This is a genomic window from Ancylobacter sonchi (assembly GCF_018390695.1).
GTDB classification, from domain to species: domain Bacteria; phylum Pseudomonadota; class Alphaproteobacteria; order Rhizobiales; family Xanthobacteraceae; genus Ancylobacter; species Ancylobacter sonchi.
Map to the genome: position 1 here is coordinate 380,011 of NZ_JAHBGF010000020.1, position 16,214 is coordinate 396,224.

Below are 16,214 nucleotides of genomic sequence, written 5' to 3' on the forward strand. Positions count from 1 at the left end.
GGAAATCATGGTCGACGTTCTCGAACGCCCCACTCCCTCCGCGCTCGCCCCGGTCACGGTCGGCGCCCGCGAGGCCTATTACACCATCTGCCCCACCTTCGTGGCGTCCAACGTCGCGCAGGAGTTCGGCTGGATCGAGGAGGAGCTGCGCCGGGTCGGCGCCTCGCTGTCCTATCTGCGTGCGCTGCCGGTGGAGCAGGGCTATCTCCCGCATTTCAGCCACCGCTTCGCGCATCTGTTCCGCGACGGCGGCAACATCCCCTCGATCTGGGCCAAGGCCGACAATGTCGACACCACGCTGATCGGCCTCACCGAGGCGCATCACGGCGGCACCATCGTGGTGCGGGTGGACGATGCCGCCCGCAGCCTCGCGGCGTTGAAGGGCCGGCGCTTCGGCCTGTCCAAGAGCGCCAACCCGGCCAAGATCGACTGGTGGCGGGCGACCTCCGAGCAGGGCATCCTGAAGGCGCTGGCGCTTGCCGGGCTGTCACGCGCCGATGTCGAGATCGTCGACATCGCCAATGAGGATCGCGGCTTCGGCGAGGCGGCGCGTCCTTCCGCGCTGTGGGCGAAGCGTCGCGGCGAGCTCGTCTTCACCCCCGAGGCGCGGGCGCTGGAGGCCGGCGAGGTCGACGCCATCTTCGCCAGCCACGGGCGGGCGCTGGGGCTGGAGCGGACCGGCAAGTTCAAGCGGGTGGAGGATTTCGCCCGCCATCCCGACTGGTCGCTGCAGGTCTCCAACAGCCCCTATGCGCTGACGGTGAACACCGATTTCGCGAAGGCCAACCGCGACATCGTCGTCGCCTTCCTGCGCGCCACGGTGCGGGCGGCGCGCTGGCTCGACGCCAATCGCGAGGCGGGGGCGGCGATCCTGCACCGCGTCACCTATCACCCGAGCGTCGCTGACACCGAGGCGGCGATCGCCGGCACCGACTTCCTGCCGGCGCTGACGCCACGCAAGCTCGCCGGCATCGACCTGCAGAAGCGCTTCCTCGTCGAGCACGGCTACATCAGCCGCGATTTCGACAGCCGCGCCTGGGCCGACGCCTCCTATCTCGACGAAGCGCTGGAAAGCCTCTCCTCATGACCCAACGCGGTACCCTCGAAATCCGTGGCGTCGAGAAGCATTACGACGTCGACGGCCGCCCGCTGAAGATCCTCGACCATATCGACATCGACGTCGACGCCGGCGAGTTCGTGTCGATCGTCGGGCCGTCAGGCTGCGGCAAGTCCACCATATTGCGCCTCGTCGTCGGGCTCGACGACGACTATTCCGGCAGCATCCGGCTGGATGGCGAACCGATCAAAGGCACCAGCCTCGATCGGGGCATCGTCTTCCAGGACCACCGGCTGCTGCCATGGCTGACGCTGGAGCAGAATATCGGCCTCAGCCTGGAGAATTCCCGGCTGGGCACTGACGAGAAGAAGCGCACCATCGCCGAGCACATCGCGCTGGTCGGGCTGCGCGGCTTCGAGAAGGTCTATCCCTACCAGCTGTCCGGCGGCATGGCGCAGCGCGCCGCCATCGCCCGCGGCCTGGTCAACCGGCCGGAGATCCTGCTGCTCGACGAGCCGCTCGGGGCGCTCGACGCGCTGACGCGGCTGCGGCTGCAGGAGGAACTGCTCAGCATCTGGCGGATCGAGAAGACCACCATGATCCTCGTCACCCACGACGTCGACGAGGCGATCTATCTCAGCGACCGGGTGCTGGTGATGACCGCCAATCCCGGCCGCATCGTGAAGGAGATCACTGTCGACCTGCCGCATCAGCGCGATCGCGGCAGCCCCGCCTTCGCGGGGATCAAGCGGGAGATACTGCGCGAGATGGGCGACTACGCCGTCCACGTCGCCGCCGCATGAGCCGCGCCGTCATGCTATCTGCCTTTCGGCCTGATCGGCCATCTTGGGGGCCGTTCCGGCCTCATCGTCCACCGCACCGGCCTGTCGGCGCGGCCCGGCGCCGGCTCGTGCGGGGCGTCCTGCTTGCGTTGATGCTGGGCGCCGCCACCGCCGCCGGCGCGGTCGACACCCCGCCCTCCGACGCCCTGCCGGACCTCGCGCCGATCCGGGCGCTAATCTATTCTGGCGACTACGAAAAAGCGGCGGCCGAGCTCGAGGTTCTCGCCACCCGGGTGCGCCATGCCGACGTGTTCAACCTGCTCGGCTTCAGCCTGCGTAACCTCAAGCGCTACGACGAGGCCGACCGCTGGTACCGCGAGGCGCTGTATTTCGACCCGACCCACCGTCAGGCCATTGAATATCAAGGCGAATTATTCATCGCCACCGGCCGGCTCGACAAGGCGCGGGAGAACATCGTCACCTTAAAGATCTTCTGCCGCAGCGGTTGCCCGGAACTCGACACACTGCGCAAGGCCTATGCCGGGGCGGGCGGCAAGGAATAGCGGCGCTGGAAAAAGAGAGGCCGGGCAATGCCCGGCCTCTCATGTCGGATCACTTGTTCACGTCGGTCCAGATGCGGGTGTAGAGCTCGCTCACTTCCGGCGGACAGGCGGTGAGGAACTCGCCGGCCTTCTCATACTGCGCCGGCACCACCAGCTCGGGCGCGTCCTTCATCTCGGCGGGCATGAACTGCGCGGAGCCCTTGATTCCGTTCGCATATTTGGCGAAGGCCGAGATCAGCGCCGCGTTCTCCGGCTCCATGATGAAGTTCATGAACAGCTTGGCGTTCTCGACATTCTTGGCGTCCTTGAGGATCGCCAGGCTGTCCATGAAGAACGGGAAGCCCTCCTTCGGATAGCCGAAGGCGACGTCGGGGTTCTTCATGCGGGCGCGCATCACCGCACCGTTCCAGTAATACACGGCGGCATAGTCGCCGGAGGGCAGCTTCTCGGTGACGGAATAGTCCATCGCCAGCCACTTCGGCTTGGCGGCGACCAGCGTGTCGCGCACCTTCTTCAGCAGTTCCTTGTCGGCGGTGCACCAGTTGCCGCCGAGATACTTGATGGTGAGGAACAGCACGTCGTTCATCTCGGGAGCGACGTTGATTTTGCCGGCGAGCTCCGGCGGCGGGTCGAGGATGACCTTCGCGGTGTTGATGTCGCCGCTATACATCTTCTTGTTGACGCCGATGCCGGTCAGGCCCCACTGCCACGGGGTGGTGTAGTGCCGGCCCGGATCCCACGGCACGTTGACCCAGCGCTCGTCGACATTCTTGAAGTTCGACATCTGGTCGGGCCGCGCCTCGAGCAGCAGGCCTTCCTTGACCCAGATCGGCACGTAGTTGGCCGAGGGCACGACGATGTCGAAGCCATGGCCGCCGGCGCGCACCTTGGCGAGCGCGGTGTCGTTGGAATCGTAGTCGGTGACGGTGACCTTGACGTTGTACTTGTCTTCGAACTTCTTGATCAGCTCGGGGCTGGTATAGTCGCCCCAGTTGTAGATGTTGAGCGCGCCTTCGGCCGCGGCGCTACCGGCGAAGCCGAGGATCGCGACCATCGCGCCCGCCGCCGTCATCTTCCAGTTCATGGTTCCCGTCTCCGTCAGGTTGTCGTTAGACCCGGCTCGCGTCAGGTCTTCTTGCGGTTGATGAAGAAGAAGGCCGTCACCAGCAATATGGACAGGGCCAGGAATGCGGTGGCGATGGCGTTGACCTCGGGGGTCACGGTGCGGCGGATCTGCCCGAGCATGTAGGTCGGCAGCGTGTCCTGCCCGCCCGACTTGACGAATTCGGTGATGACGACGTCGTCGAGCGAGATCACGAAGGCCAGCATGAAGCCGGCGATGATGCCCGGCCGGAGCAGCGGCAGCGTCACGCGGCGGAACACGTGCCACGGCGTCGCATAAAGGTCGGCGGCGGCGCGCTCCAGGGCGCCGTCCATGCCTTCCAGGCGGGCGCGGATCGGCAGGTAGGCGAACGGGATGCAGAAAGCGGTGTGGGCGAGGATCAGGTAGCCGAGCCCGGAATAGCCGGTCCACACCTTGATGCGCGAGAATACGATGAGCAGCGCGACCGCGGTGACGATCTCCGGCACCATCAAGGGCAGGTTGATGAAGGCATATTTGGCGCCGAGGCCGCGATAGGGCGCGGTGCGGGTGGTGGCGATGGCCGCCATGGTGGCGGCGGCGGTGGCGGCGATGGCGGCGCACAGTGCGATGACCAGCGAACGCCAGGCCGCATCCTGCACCGCCGTGTTCGCCGCCGCGTCGCCGAACCAGCGCAGCGAGAAGCCGCCCCAGGAGGTGAGCGATTCCGAGCCGTTGAAGGCGTAGGCCACCAGCGTGACGATCGGCAGATAGAGCACCGCGAAGGTGAACATCGCGATCAGGGCGAAGCCGGGCTGGGCCTTTACGTCGAAGCTGGGCTTAGCCATGTCCCGCTCCCGAACGCGACGCGTTGCGCACATAGAACAGCATGGCCACCATCACGAGTGCCATTAGGGTGATGGAGATCGCCGCGCCGAGCGGCCAGTTGCGGCCCGCGCCGAACTGCAGCTCGATGAGGTTGCCGAGCATCAGGTTCTTGCCGCCGCCCAGCACGCGCGGAATGACATAGGCGCCGAGCGAGGGCACGAAGACGAGGATCGAGCCGGCGACGATGCCGGGCTTCACCAGCGGGATGATGACCCGCCGCAGCACCGCCCAGCGGCCGGCATAGAGATCGTAGCCCGCCTCGATCAGCCGGAAGTCGAGCTTCTCCATGCTGGCATAGAGCGGCAGCACCATCAGCGGCAGGTAGACATAGACCATGCCGAACAGGATCGCCCAGTCGGTGTACATGATCTGCAGCGGCTGATCGATGATGCCGAGCGCCCGCAAAAGCGTGTTGAGCACGCCTTCGTTGCGGATCACCTGCTGCATGGCGAAGGTGCGGATGAGCAGGTTGGTCCAGAACGGTATGGTGACGAGGAACACCCAGATTTCCCGGGTGTGGCGCGGCCGCGTGGCGATGAAATAGGCGGTCGGGAAGCCCAGCAGCAGCGTGCAGGCGGTGGTGATGATCGACAGTTTCAGTGATCGCCAGAGGATCGACAGATGGGCGTCGGCCAGCGTGATGGTGTCGTCGAACATGTCGCGCTGGAGCAGCACGGAGAACCAGCCGTCGAGCGAATACTGGCCGAATTTCACGTCGCCATAGTCGCCCTTCGCCATGAAGGAATAGGCGAGCATGACGAAGAGCGGCCCGATGGCGGCGACGAAGACGATGACGAGCGCCGGCGCCGACAGCCACCAACGGCGGCGGATGCTCTCGCGTTCGGCGTGCTTGGCGATTTCTGCGGCGGTTGCCATCGTCAATCCCGCAGCACTTGCGCGGCGTCCGCCGCGATTTCGATGCCGACGCGGTCGCCGATCGCAAAGCCGCAGGACTGGGCGCGGCTGTTCTGCTGGCGCACGGTGAACAGGCCGTCCTCGGCGAGGCGCACATGGATATGCGTGTCGGTGCCGAAATAGACGATGTTCTCGACCATGCCGGACAACTGGCCGCCCTGCGGCACGGCGCGGGCATGCTCCGGCCGCACGACGATGGTCGCCTCGCTCTTCGGCTCGAAGCCTTCGGCGACGGTGGCCACGATGTCGGCGCCCGATTTCAGCTTCACCCGGGCAACGCCGTTGGAAACGCCGGCGACGGCGGCGGTGAGGAAATTGGTCTCGCCGATGAAGTCGGCGACGAAGCGTTCGGCCGGCTTGTCGTAGATGTCCCACGGGGAGCCGACCTGCCGCACCTTGCCCTTCGACATCACCGCGATGCGGTCGGACATGGTCAGCGCTTCTTCCTGGTCGTGGGTCACGAACACGAAGGTGATGCCGGTCTCGTGCTGCAGGCGCTTCAACTCGATCTGCATCTCCTTGCGCAGCTTGTAGTCGAGCGCCGAGAGCGGTTCGTCGAGCAGCAGCACCTTGGGCGCCGGGGCCAGCGCCCGGGCGAGCGCGACGCGCTGGGCCTGGCCGCCGGAGATCTGGTCGGTGCGGCGCTGTGCCATCTCGTCCAGGTGGACGAGCTTGAGCATCTCGCCGACGCGCGAGGCAATCTCGGCTTTCGGACGGCCGAGCATCTGCAGCCCGAAGGCGACGTTCTCCCACACGGTAAGGTGCGGGAAGAGGGCATAGCTCTGGAAGACCGTGTTGATCGGCCGCTTGAAGGGCGGCAATCCCGCGATGTCCTGGCCATCGAGCAGGATGGCGCCTTCGGTGGGGTACTCGAAGCCGGCGATCAGCCGGAGGAGGGTTGTCTTGCCGCAGCCGGACGGGCCGAGCAGGGTGAAGAACTCGTTCTCGCGGATGGAGATGGAGACGTTGTCGAGTGCGCGCAGCGCCCCCGGGCCTTCTCCAAACTGCTTGACGATGTTCCGTGCTTCAATTGCGACGCGCTTGTCCTGTGCCGCGGCAGGCTCCGGCATCAATCACCCTTTAGTCTGTTGACGTGCTCTGGAAGGCGGGAAAAGCCCGCATATCCGTTTCTTCTGGGAGTGAGCCTATGTGAGCGCTTGGCGGCGGGCAAGGAGGGCGGCTAAGAATGTGATCAAATTTTTGGCCAGCCAAATTGGGGAGCAACCCGTGTCGAGTGCCGACGTCATTATCGAGAACGCCCGTATCCTCACGATGGACCCCGCGCGGCCGTTCGCCGAGGCCATCGCCCTGAGAGGCGGCACCATTCTCGCTATCGGTTCCCGCGCCGAGGTGGCGGAGGCGGCAGGCTCGGCGGGCCGGCGGATCGATGCCGGCGGCGCCAGCGTGCTGCCCGGCCTCATCGACAGCCATATCCACTTGTTCACAGGTGGCGCCCAGCTCGCCAGCCTGTCGCTGGCCGGCCTCACCGGTTTCGAGCGGATCGCCACCGCGATTCGCCAGCGGGCGCAGACCGACGCGTCCAGAGTGCTGATCGCCGAGCAGGCGGCCTATTTCATGTTCGGCGACGACCAGCCGATCACCCGCCAGCTGCTCGACCGCGTGCTGCCGGACCGTCCGCTCGCTTTGTTCGCCAGTGACCACCACACCATGTGGGCGAACACCAAGGCGCTGGAGGCGGCCGGTATTCTCCACGGCAAGGACGTGCCGCCCGGCAACGAGATCGTCATGGGCGCCGACGGGCTCGCTACCGGCGAGTTGCGCGAGTTCGAGGCCATGGCGCCGATCTCGTCGCTGACGCCGACCGGCGGGCGCGAAATGCTCGGCCTCGCCGGCCACGAGCCGAAGATCCCGCCTACCGCCGCCGACCGTGCCGTCGACAAGGAGATCATCAAACAGGGGCTCGCCTATTGCGCCTCGCTCGGCATCACCAGCTTCCACAACATGGACGGCAATTTCTACCAGCTCGAACTGCTCGGCGAGATCGAGGCCGCCGGCGAGCTGATCGTGCGCGGCCGCGTGCCGTTCCGCTTCACGCCGGGCATGGCGCTCGCCGAGCTGGAGAAGGCGGTGGAGATGCGCGCGCGCTGGCATTCCGACCGGCTCAAGGCGGATTTCGTCAAGATCTTCATGGATGGCGTGGTCGAATCCACCACCGCCCACATGTTCGAGGACTATATCGGCTCGCCGGGGGTGCGCGGCGCCTCCTATTTCGAGCAGGATGAGTTCGACGCTATCTGCACCGAGATCGACCGCCTCGGCTTCCAGATCACCGTCCATGCCATTGGCGATCTGGCGGTGAACCGCACGCTGAACAGCTATGAGGCGGCGCGGCGCGCCAATGGTGCCCGCGACAGCCGCCACCGCATCGAGCACATCGAGGTGCTGGCGCCGCGCGACCTGAACCGCTTCGCCGAGCTTGGCGTCCTCGCCTCGATGCAGCCGACCCATGCGCCGGGCGGCTACTATCCGCCGGAGCCGATCCTCTCCATGATCGGCCGCGAGCGGATGATGCTGGCCTATCCTTGGCAGACCCTGCGCAACACCGGCGCCCGGCTGGTCTTCGCCAGCGACTGGCCGGTGGCGCCGCTCGATCCGCTGCTCGGCATCATGACGGCGATGACGCGCGGCCCGGTGTTCGAGGGCGCCCCGGACGAGCGCCAGAGCCTCGAGGATTCGATCGCCGGCTTCACCCGCGACGGCGCCTTCGCCGAGTTCGCCGAGGCGGGCAAGGGCGTGCTGAAGCCGGGCGCCGTGGCCGACGTCGTCATTCTCGATGGCGACATCGAGAAGACCGAGCCCGGCGAGATCGACGCGATGAAGGTGGCCGCCACGATCTGCGGTGGCCAGCTCACCTATGAGCGCGGCGCCGCGTAGCGCGCGTTCCGACCCGGCGAGGATGCCGGGTCGGTCCGGCTAGGCTTGTCCCGGAGGACGTTTCAATCCTTGCGGGACAGGCTGATCGGCGGGCGGCGGTGGAACCACGGCGCCGCCTCTTCGACGCGGGCGCACAGCCCGAGCAGCTGCTCGTCGCGCCCGTAGCCGGCGGCGAGATGGATGCCGACCGGCAGGCCATCCGGCGTCCAGTGCAGCGGCAGCGAGGCCGCCGGCTGGCCGGAAGCGTTGAACGCCGCCGTGAAGGGCGAATAGGCGAACACCATTCCCGGCCCCATCCGATAGTCGACATATTCCTTGCCGAGATGGTTGAAGCGGCCGAGCTTCGCCGGCGGCTCGGCCAGCGTCGCCGTCAGCAGGATGTCGTAGCGCTGGAAGAAGCCGGCCATCTCGCGGCCATAGGCGTGCACCTTGTTGACCGCCTCCAGATAGTCGGCGCCGCTCACCGTGCGGGCATAGGCCATGGCGGTTCGGGCCACGTTCTCGATCTCGCCGTCCTCGAGCGGGCGGCCGCGCCGGCGTACCGCGCTCTCGACCGACAGCGCGGAGCCGCAGGCGACCACCTTGGTCCAGGCGACCATCATGCCGGAGGTGTCGGCCTCGGGCCGGGCCTCCTCGACCTGATGGCCGAGGCTCTCGAGCAGACGCGCCGTCTGCTCGACCGCGGCGCGGCATTCCGGATGGATCGCTTCGCCGGTCAGCGTGGTGGTGATGAAGGCGATGCGCAGCGGCTTGTCCTGCCGCTTCAGTGCCGCGCCGAACGAGGCTTCCAGCGGCGGAGCCGCATAGGGCGCGCCGAGGTCGATGCCGTGAGTGGCGTCGAGCAGCACGGCGGTATCGCGCACCGAGCGGGTGAGGAAGCCGTCGATCGCCATGCCGGCCCAGCCTTCGCCGACATAGGGGCCGTCCGGCAGGCGGGCGCGGGTTGCCTTGAAGCCGAACAGGCCGCAGCTCGAGGCGGGAATGCGCACCGAGCCGCCGCCATCCGAGCCGTGCGCCACCGGCACCATGCCGGAGGCCACCGCCGCCGCCGCGCCGCCGGAGGAGCCGCCGGTCGTGTGCTCCGGGTTCCACGGGTTGCGGGTCGGCCCGCCATAGACCGCCGCCTCGGTGGTCGGGCCGACGCCACCTTCCGGCGAGGTGGTGCGGCCGAAGGTGACGAGGCCGGCCATCTTCAGCCGGGCATAGATCGAGGAATCCTGGCCGTAGCGGGTGTTGGCGAACAGCCGTGAGCCATTATTGGACGGAAAGTCGATCGCTTCGGCGCCGAGGTCCTTCAGCAGGAACGGCACGCCCTTGAGCGGGCCATCCGGCAGCCCTTCCGCAATGAGGCGGCGCGCGACGCCTTCCTGCTGCAACACCACGGCATTGAGCTGCGGATTGAGCGCCTCGACCCGCCGCAGCGCCTCGTCGAGCAGTTCGGTGGGTGTCACCTCCCGCTGGTGTACGAGCTCGGCCAGAGCGACGGCGTCGCAACTCTCGAACAGATCACTCACACTCACCTCGAACTCCCGATATCCGGCGTGTCGTCACGCCTAGGCGAAGGCTTACGGATCGGTGCGCAGCGTCGCCGACGGCGGCGGCGAACGGAGCACCAGCGCGGCGCCGGCGAACAGGGCGCAGGCGAGCGCGACGAAGGCGACCAGCCCATGCGTCGTCACCTGCATGGCGACGCCGGCGAGGGTGGGGCCGACCAGCGCGCCCACCCCCCAGAACAGCCCCATGCCGGCATAGATGCCGACGATGTCGCTGCCGGAGAAGCGGCTGCCGATGATGGTGAGCATGATCGTGTAGATGCCGACGAACAGCCCGCCCCAGACGAAGAGCAGCGGATAGATCGTCCATTCTGAGGCCAGCGCCCACGGCCAGGCGGCGGCACCCAGGGCGGAAAGCACGGCGAGCAGGATGATAAGCTTCTGCCGGTCCATCTTGTCGCCCAGCCAGCCGATCGGCAGCTGCAGCACGATGGCGCCGAACATCATGCAGGTCATCAGCTGGGTCGCCTGCGCCTCCTGCCAGCCCACCGACATCGCATAGAGCGTCAGGAAGGTGAGACCGGCGGTCTCGACCGCGGCGTTCAGCGCGGTGGCCGCCATCGCGACCGGTGCGAGGCGGATATAGCGGAACGGGCTGCTGTGATGCGGCTGCTCGATCACCGGCGCGGAGATCGAGGGCGACACCACGAAGGCCGCCGCGCATAGCGCGAGGCCGGCGCCGATCGCGTAGGGCAGGAAGCCCTGCGAGCCGGCGACCGACAGGATCAGCGGCCCGAGCGCGAAGCCGACCGACATGGCGGCGGTATAGGCGCCCATGGTACGGGCGCGCGAGGATTCGGAGCTCAGCGCGTTCAGCCAGGTCTCCGACAGCACGAACAGCACCTCGGACGCTGCGCCGAGCAGGATGCGCAGCGGGAACCACAGCCAGACCAGCGGCATGGCGGGGAACAGGCAGAGCAGCAGGGCGGCCAGCAGCAGCGAGCCGATCACCGAGCGCCGCACGCCGAAAAACGCGGTGAGGCGTGGCAGCAGGAACGCCATCAGCAGCACGCCGATCGCATGCATGGCGGCATTGGCGCCGATCAGCGCCTCGCTCAGCCCCTTTTCGGCGAGGTCCAGCGCGATCAGCGCCGCGCTCAGGCTGTAGGTCAGCCCGAAGATCGTCGCCGTGGCGATGATGGCGACGCGCGCCAGTATGGTGTTGCCGGCTGACGGCTGCATGGTGGTCATTCCCCCTCCGGGCCGCGCCGCGCAGCGGCCGCCCGGATTCCCTAGATGGCTTGCGGTGTCCGGTTGCGCGGGGCCCCCCGACCCATGCGCTCCGGCAGTTCGACGATGGCGGACAGGGCGCGGGCATAGTCGAGCACCAGGCCGGGCGTCCAGGCCATCAGCTCGGCACGGCGGCGGATGACGCCGGCGGCCCAGAATTCCGGCAGCATCAACAGCCGCAGGAGAAACCAGGGGGAACGGACCTCCTGCGCGAACAACCCTTCAATGGCGGCGTCGAGCGCCTTGGCCACCGAGCTGGAGCAGTTTCGGTTGGTCAAATTGTAGGTGGTGTTCTGGCGGTAGGACGCCCAGAAGGCACGCAGCGCCCCGACATCGAGGCCGGCGAGCTCGACCCGCCAGCTCGACGGGCACCATTCGGCGCTTTCAAACGCATAGCTCGGCTGGAACTTGCCCGGCACGTCGTTTTCCCGCGTCGCCCGCAGCACGCGGGTGAATTGCGAGCCGTCGCGGTCGATCTCCACCGCCGGATAGTGGCTGATATAGATGTCCGGCCCCGCTTCCAGCGCCGCATGGCCGGTGGAAATAACGCCGTGCTCGTCCAGCGCTGCCACGTAGCGGGCGATGCCCCGGCCGAGCCCGACGAGGTCGCCGGTCGGCGTCCAGACATGCACGGTGAGGGTGCCGACCATGGGATCGGCCGAGTCCTGTTCCGAGCCGGCATGCGCGCGGCCGCGCGGCCAGCCCTCGCTGAGGATGCGTGCCACCGGCATGCCTTTCGGCAGGCGGCGGATGCGTCCGGCCGTGACCAGCAGCCCATAGGCGGTAACGATCAGCAGCGTGCCGACATCCTCTCCGACCTCGCCGCGCCAGCCGGTCGGCCAGGGAAGGAACGACCAGAGGCCGAGTAGGAACTCGATGCCGGCGGCAATGAGCGAGCGCCGCCAACTGGGGAAACGCACCACCCAGGCGCTGGCCGCGCGGAAGCTCGCATCGGTGACGAGAAACGTGCCGACGAGGAAGCCGATGAACATGTCGCTTCCCCACGGATGGATGATGATCAGCAGGGAGATGGCGACCATGATGCCGGCCTTGCTGAAGCGCAGCGCCCGCCGCGTGCCGGTGCTGCTGAACCCGGCGGTCAGCGAGGCGGCGGCGTCGAGCAGCAGCGGCACGGTGAACCAGTGGGCCGGAATCCGCCATTCGTCGCTGAGCGCGTTGATGAGGATGGCGCTTCCCATCGCCAGCCAGACCAGACCGATGATGCCGACCACCCACCATTTGTCCCGAATCGCCCGGGCTCCGATTAGCAGCATCAGCACTTCGATCATGGGTCACCTTGCAGAAACGCGCCGTCTCGCGGTTGGCGGCCGCGACGAGCGATCTCCGATAGCATGAAGGGGACAGCCGAGAACGAGCGGCCGTCGAGGTGGCCGGAGCCTATCAATCCATGCTTCGGTTCGGCAAGCTTTCATAGCGTTGTCAACGCCCTGGCGTTAGCAACCGATGAACGGCGGTGCGTGTGCGCGGCGCGGGCCGGTTGCGGATCAGCCCTCCGCCATGCCGTGCGGTCGCACCAGATTGTCGTCCCATTCCGGTAGGATATGGGGGAAGGCGAGCTCGGGCTGGCGGCCCAGCATCAGGGCGAGCACGCGCGGCGGGGTCAGCGGCAGTTCCTGCACGCGCGTGCCGGTTGCATTCGCCACCGCACAGGCGACGCTCGCCCCGACATTGAGGATCGGCACCTCGCCGGCGCCCTTGATGCCCATTGGCCCGAGCGAGGGAGCCCCCTCGAACAGGTCGATCTCGACCGGTACCACGTCGGCGGCCAGCGGCACGCGGTAGGTTTCGAAGCCGTTCTGGCGGATCCGGCCTCCGGCGTCGATCGACACCTCCTCGTGCAGCGCATAGCCGAGGCCCTGCACCACGCCGCCCTGGATCTGGCCGCATATGGCGCTGCGGTTGAGCGCCCGCCCGACATCCTGCACCACGCGATAGGCGACCACTTCGACATGGCCGGTGTCCGGGTCGACGGCGACCTCGCAGTCATGGACAGCGAAGACCGGGATATCCAGCGCGTCGATGAAGTGCCCGGCGGCGCAGCCGGGCATGGCCGGCACGCCCTTGCGGGTGAAGGAGCCGGTGCCGGCGACCGGACCGGTCAGCGCCTGCGCCTGCGTCGCCACCTCGGCGAGGGTGAAGCCGGCGCCGTTGGGGCCGGCGATCTCGATCCGGCCGTTCTGCACCACGAGATCGTCGGGCGAAGCGTCCAGCATCTGCGCGGCGACCTTCATGAGCTTGCCGCGCACCTCCTGCGCCGCCTGCAGGCTGGCGGCGCCGAGCGAGACGGTCTGCCGGCCGCCGCCGACACCGACATCGTAGCCGGCGGCGTCGGTATCGGCCTGGCGCACTACCACGTCTTCCGGCCGTATGCCGAGCGTGGCGGCGACGATCTGCGGCAGGCTCTGCATCATCGAGCCGGAGCCGATCTCGACTCCCGAGGTGACCAAAGTGGCGCTGCCGTCGGCATTCATGTTCACCGTCGCCGCCGAGGGGCCGGTGAAGACGAACCAGGTGCCGACCGTGGTGGCGCGGCCGTAGAGCCGACCGTCGTCGGCCTGGCGCGGCGGCGCGGCGGTACGCAGCGTCTGCATGCGCTCCAGCATCGGGCGCAGCACGTCGCCCTCATAGACCTGCCCGGTGGCGCCGAGGTCGCCGTCGCCCAGCACGTTGCGGCGGCGGAATTCCAGCGGGTCCATGCCGATGGCAGCGGCGATCTCGTCGGTGTGCCGCTCCAGCGCGAAGGTGTTGTAGACGCCGTTGCAGGCGCGGAAGGCGCCGTTCGGGGCGGTGTGGGTGTAGACGGCGCGCGAGGCGAGGCGGGTGGCACCGAGCCGGTAATTACCGCCCAGCGTGTGGGCGGTCATGGTGGTGAGGAAGATCTGCTCGCCGCCATAGGCGCCGCAATCCATCAGCACCACGGCTTCCCGACCGGCGATCTCGCCCTCCCGTGTCACCGCCGAGCGGATGCGGATCTCGGCATTCTCGCGGAACAGGCAGGTGAGCATCTCCTCCTCGCGGGAATTGACCAGCCGCACCGCCCGCCCGCTGAGCTTCGCCAGCAGAGCGGCGAAGGGTTCGATGGCGATGTCGAATTTCAGCCCGAAGGCGCCGCCGACCGGTGGCACCGTCACCCGCACCTGCGAGGCGGGCACGCCGAGGAAGCGGGCGGTGGCGTTGCGCACCGTCCAGGGCACCTGGGTGGAGGTCTCGATATGGAAGCGGCCTTCCTCGTAGTTCGCCACCGCCGCCCGCGGCTCGAACGCCATGTGGTTCTGTCGCCCGACGCGGAAGGTGCTCTCGATCACCGTCACGTCCGGCCGCGCGAAGGCGGCGTCGACGTCGCCGCGCACCACCGTCGCCTCCCAGGCGACGTTGCCGGCGCGCGCGCCGCCCTCCACCAGCACCTCGTAATCCTGCCAGCCGGCATGCACCAGCGGAGCGCCGGGTGCCAGCGCGTCCTCCATGGTGAAGAGCGCCGGCAGCGGCGCGATCTCGACTTCAATGGCGGCAAGTGCCGCCTGCGCCTGCTCCAGCGTCTCCGCCGCGATGGCGGCGAGCGGCTCGCCGACATAGCGGATGATGTCCTCGGCGAAGAGCGTGTGATCGGCGATACCGATGCCGACGCGGCCGGGCGCATCGGCGGCGGTGGCGATCGCCCGCACGCCGGGCATCGCGGCGGCCTTGGTGACGTCGAGCCGCACGAGGCGTCCCGAGGGCACCTGCGCGCGCAGCACCGCCGCGTGCAGCATGCCGGAGGCGGTGCGGTCGATGGTGTAGCGGGTGCGCCCCATCAGCTTGTCGCCGGCGTCGCGGCGGCGGAACTCCATCACGGCGTCGACGGTCATCGCGATCCTCCTCAGGCGCCGGCGGCGTCGAGCGCCGCCGCGACGATGCGCTCATAGCCGGTGCAGCGGCAGGCATTGCCGGCGAGGGCGGCCTGCACCTCGTCGCGGCTTGGGCGCGGCGTGTGGGCGAGAAAATGCGTCAGCGTCACCACCATGCCGGGAAAGCACATGCCGCATTGCACCGCGTCGTGCTCGGCGAACTTGGCCTGGATCGGGTTGAGCCGGCCTCCGGCGGACAACCCCTCGACGGTGCGGATTTCATGCCCTTCCGCCAGTCCCGCCGGGGTGAGGCAGGACAGTACGGGCGCGCCGTCAAGCTGCACGGTGCAGGCGCCGCAAAAGCCTTCGCGGCACACCGGCTTGGCGCCGGTCAGGTGGAACTCATCGCGCAGCACGTCGATCAGCGGCGTCATCGGCTCGGCAAGGGAGCGCCTCGGCTCGCCATTGACGGTCATCTCGATGGGCATGGGACCTCCTGTCGGGATCAGTGGAGCGCGGCGACGGCGCGCCGGACCAGCGCGGGGAGCACCGCGACCCGGTACCAGCCCGGCGCTTCCACGCCGTCGCGACCGGTGAAGTCGTCGGCCAGCTCGGTGGCGAGGCGATGGGCGGTGCCGGCATCGAGCGGGGCGCCGGTCAGCGCGGCCTCGAGGCGAGGCCAGCGGCGCGCCACCGGCTCAACCGAGCCGACGGCGATGCGGGCCTGCGCCACACGTCCGTCGGCGTCGCGGGCGACCGACAGGCTAAGGATGGCGGTCGGGTAGTCGCCGGCCTTGCGCAGCGGCAGGCGGGCATGGGCACTGCGGGCAACGGTACGCGCGATTACCACGCGCGTCAGCAGGTGGCCGGGCACAAGCGATTGGCGAATCACGAGAAATTTCTCCAGCGGCATGCGCTCGACCGCGCCGGGCGAGTGGATCTCGACCTCGGCGTCGAGGCAGAGAAGCGCCGGCACGAGGTCGGCGGCGGCGAAGTCGGCGGTGCACAGATTGCCGCCGAGGGTGGCGGCGCGGCGCACGGCGGGGTTCGCCGAGCGGCCGGCGGCCTGGGCGAGAACGCGCAGCTCGGGGGCCTCCGCCAGGGCGCCGGCGAGGCGGTCATGGGTGACGCCGGCGCCGATGGCGACATGGTCGCTTTCGATCTCGATGCGCCCCAGCTCGGGCACCCGGCCGAGCCCGACATAGGCGCTCCGCAAGGGTTCGTGGCGGATCGGCGCCCGCATGATCCAGGTGCCGCCGGCCAGCGGCGCCCCCTCGGTGCCGCGCTCGGCGAGGGCGGCGACGGCGGTATCGAGGGAGGGGGCGAGATAAAGCGAGGGCGTCATCGAGAGACCTCCGACGGCTGTCTCGGGGCGTGTCCGGTCAGGACGGTGAGGTGGACGATG

At 68.4% G+C, this 16,214-nt stretch carries 14 protein-coding genes; 4 read left to right on the forward strand and 10 right to left on the reverse strand.

The genetic code is table 11. The features are described from left to right. Positions 1-7 precede the first annotated feature (7 nt). Genes KHC28_RS12450 through KHC28_RS12460 form a run of 3 tightly spaced genes read left to right on the forward strand, consistent with a single transcriptional unit; the run spans position 8 to position 2,402 of the window. Positions 8-1,087 (forward strand): ABC transporter substrate-binding protein, encoded by a 1,080-nt coding sequence (locus KHC28_RS12450; RefSeq protein WP_214008669.1) that lies wholly within the window; start codon positions 8-10, stop codon positions 1,085-1,087. Continuing rightward, complete coding sequence (locus KHC28_RS12455; protein WP_214008670.1) at positions 1,084-1,860, forward strand: ABC transporter ATP-binding protein; 777 nt, start codon at positions 1,084-1,086, stop codon at positions 1,858-1,860. Before KHC28_RS12450 ends, KHC28_RS12455 begins: the two co-directional genes overlap by 4 nt. Next, the gene (locus KHC28_RS12460) at positions 1,857-2,402 is read left to right on the forward strand and encodes a tetratricopeptide repeat protein (RefSeq protein ID WP_246564720.1); all 546 of its coding nucleotides are present in this window, start codon (positions 1,857-1,859) and stop codon (positions 2,400-2,402) included. The genes KHC28_RS12455 and KHC28_RS12460 overlap by 4 nt, the downstream gene beginning before the upstream one ends. Before the next feature lie 49 nt (positions 2,403-2,451). Here KHC28_RS12460 and KHC28_RS12465 read toward each other — a convergent pair whose 3' ends face one another. The 4 genes from KHC28_RS12465 to KHC28_RS12480 are packed head-to-tail and all read right to left on the reverse strand — an operon-like array spanning position 2,452 to position 6,356. Then, entirely contained in the window at positions 2,452-3,486 is a 1,035-nt protein-coding gene (locus KHC28_RS12465) for an ABC transporter substrate-binding protein (protein WP_214008671.1), read from the reverse strand. 41 nt (positions 3,487-3,527) lie between these two features. Further along, positions 3,528-4,331, reverse strand: a complete 804-nt coding sequence (locus tag KHC28_RS12470; RefSeq protein WP_214008672.1) for an ABC transporter permease — start codon at positions 4,329-4,331, stop codon at positions 3,528-3,530. Beyond that, positions 4,324-5,247: an ABC transporter permease gene (locus KHC28_RS12475; RefSeq protein WP_214008673.1), complete on the reverse strand. Its 924-nt coding sequence runs from the start codon at positions 5,245-5,247 to the stop codon at positions 4,324-4,326. Before KHC28_RS12475 ends, KHC28_RS12470 begins: the two co-directional genes overlap by 8 nt. Before the next feature lie 2 nt (positions 5,248-5,249). Next, positions 5,250-6,356: an ABC transporter ATP-binding protein gene (locus KHC28_RS12480; protein WP_214008674.1), complete on the reverse strand. Its 1,107-nt coding sequence runs from the start codon at positions 6,354-6,356 to the stop codon at positions 5,250-5,252. A 157-nt stretch (positions 6,357-6,513) separates the two neighbouring features. Here KHC28_RS12480 and KHC28_RS12485 point away from each other — a divergent pair, with 157 nt between their 5' ends. Further along, a complete protein-coding gene (locus tag KHC28_RS12485) occupies positions 6,514-8,181 on the forward strand; it encodes an amidohydrolase (RefSeq protein ID WP_312893174.1) in 1,668 nt (555 codons plus the stop codon). Between the two features lie 62 nt (positions 8,182-8,243). On the opposite strand, the gene KHC28_RS12490 is transcribed toward KHC28_RS12485, so the two are convergent. From KHC28_RS12490 to KHC28_RS12515, 6 genes are all read right to left on the reverse strand, one after another. Continuing rightward, positions 8,244-9,701 carry an amidase gene (locus KHC28_RS12490; RefSeq protein WP_214008675.1) on the reverse strand — a complete coding sequence of 486 codons (1,458 nt, stop codon included), beginning with the start codon at positions 9,699-9,701 and terminating at the stop codon, positions 8,244-8,246. 45 nt (positions 9,702-9,746) lie between these two features. Next, entirely contained in the window at positions 9,747-10,925 is a 1,179-nt protein-coding gene (locus tag KHC28_RS12495) for an MFS transporter (RefSeq protein ID WP_246564721.1), read from the reverse strand. A gap of 41 nt (positions 10,926-10,966) precedes the next feature. Further along, the gene (locus KHC28_RS12500) at positions 10,967-12,253 is read right to left on the reverse strand and encodes a protease (protein WP_214008676.1); all 1,287 of its coding nucleotides are present in this window, start codon (positions 12,251-12,253) and stop codon (positions 10,967-10,969) included. 216 nt (positions 12,254-12,469) lie between these two features. Beyond that, a complete protein-coding gene (locus KHC28_RS12505) occupies positions 12,470-14,830 on the reverse strand; it encodes a xanthine dehydrogenase family protein molybdopterin-binding subunit (protein ID WP_214008677.1) in 2,361 nt (786 codons plus the stop codon). A gap of 11 nt (positions 14,831-14,841) precedes the next feature. Then, positions 14,842-15,297, reverse strand: coding sequence for a (2Fe-2S)-binding protein (locus tag KHC28_RS12510; RefSeq protein WP_214008678.1), 456 nt, complete (start codon positions 15,295-15,297; stop codon positions 14,842-14,844). A 17-nt stretch (positions 15,298-15,314) separates the two neighbouring features. Then, positions 15,315-16,154 (reverse strand): FAD binding domain-containing protein, encoded by an 840-nt coding sequence (locus KHC28_RS12515; protein WP_214008679.1) that lies wholly within the window; start codon positions 16,152-16,154, stop codon positions 15,315-15,317. Between the last annotated feature and the right edge of the window lie 60 nt (positions 16,155-16,214).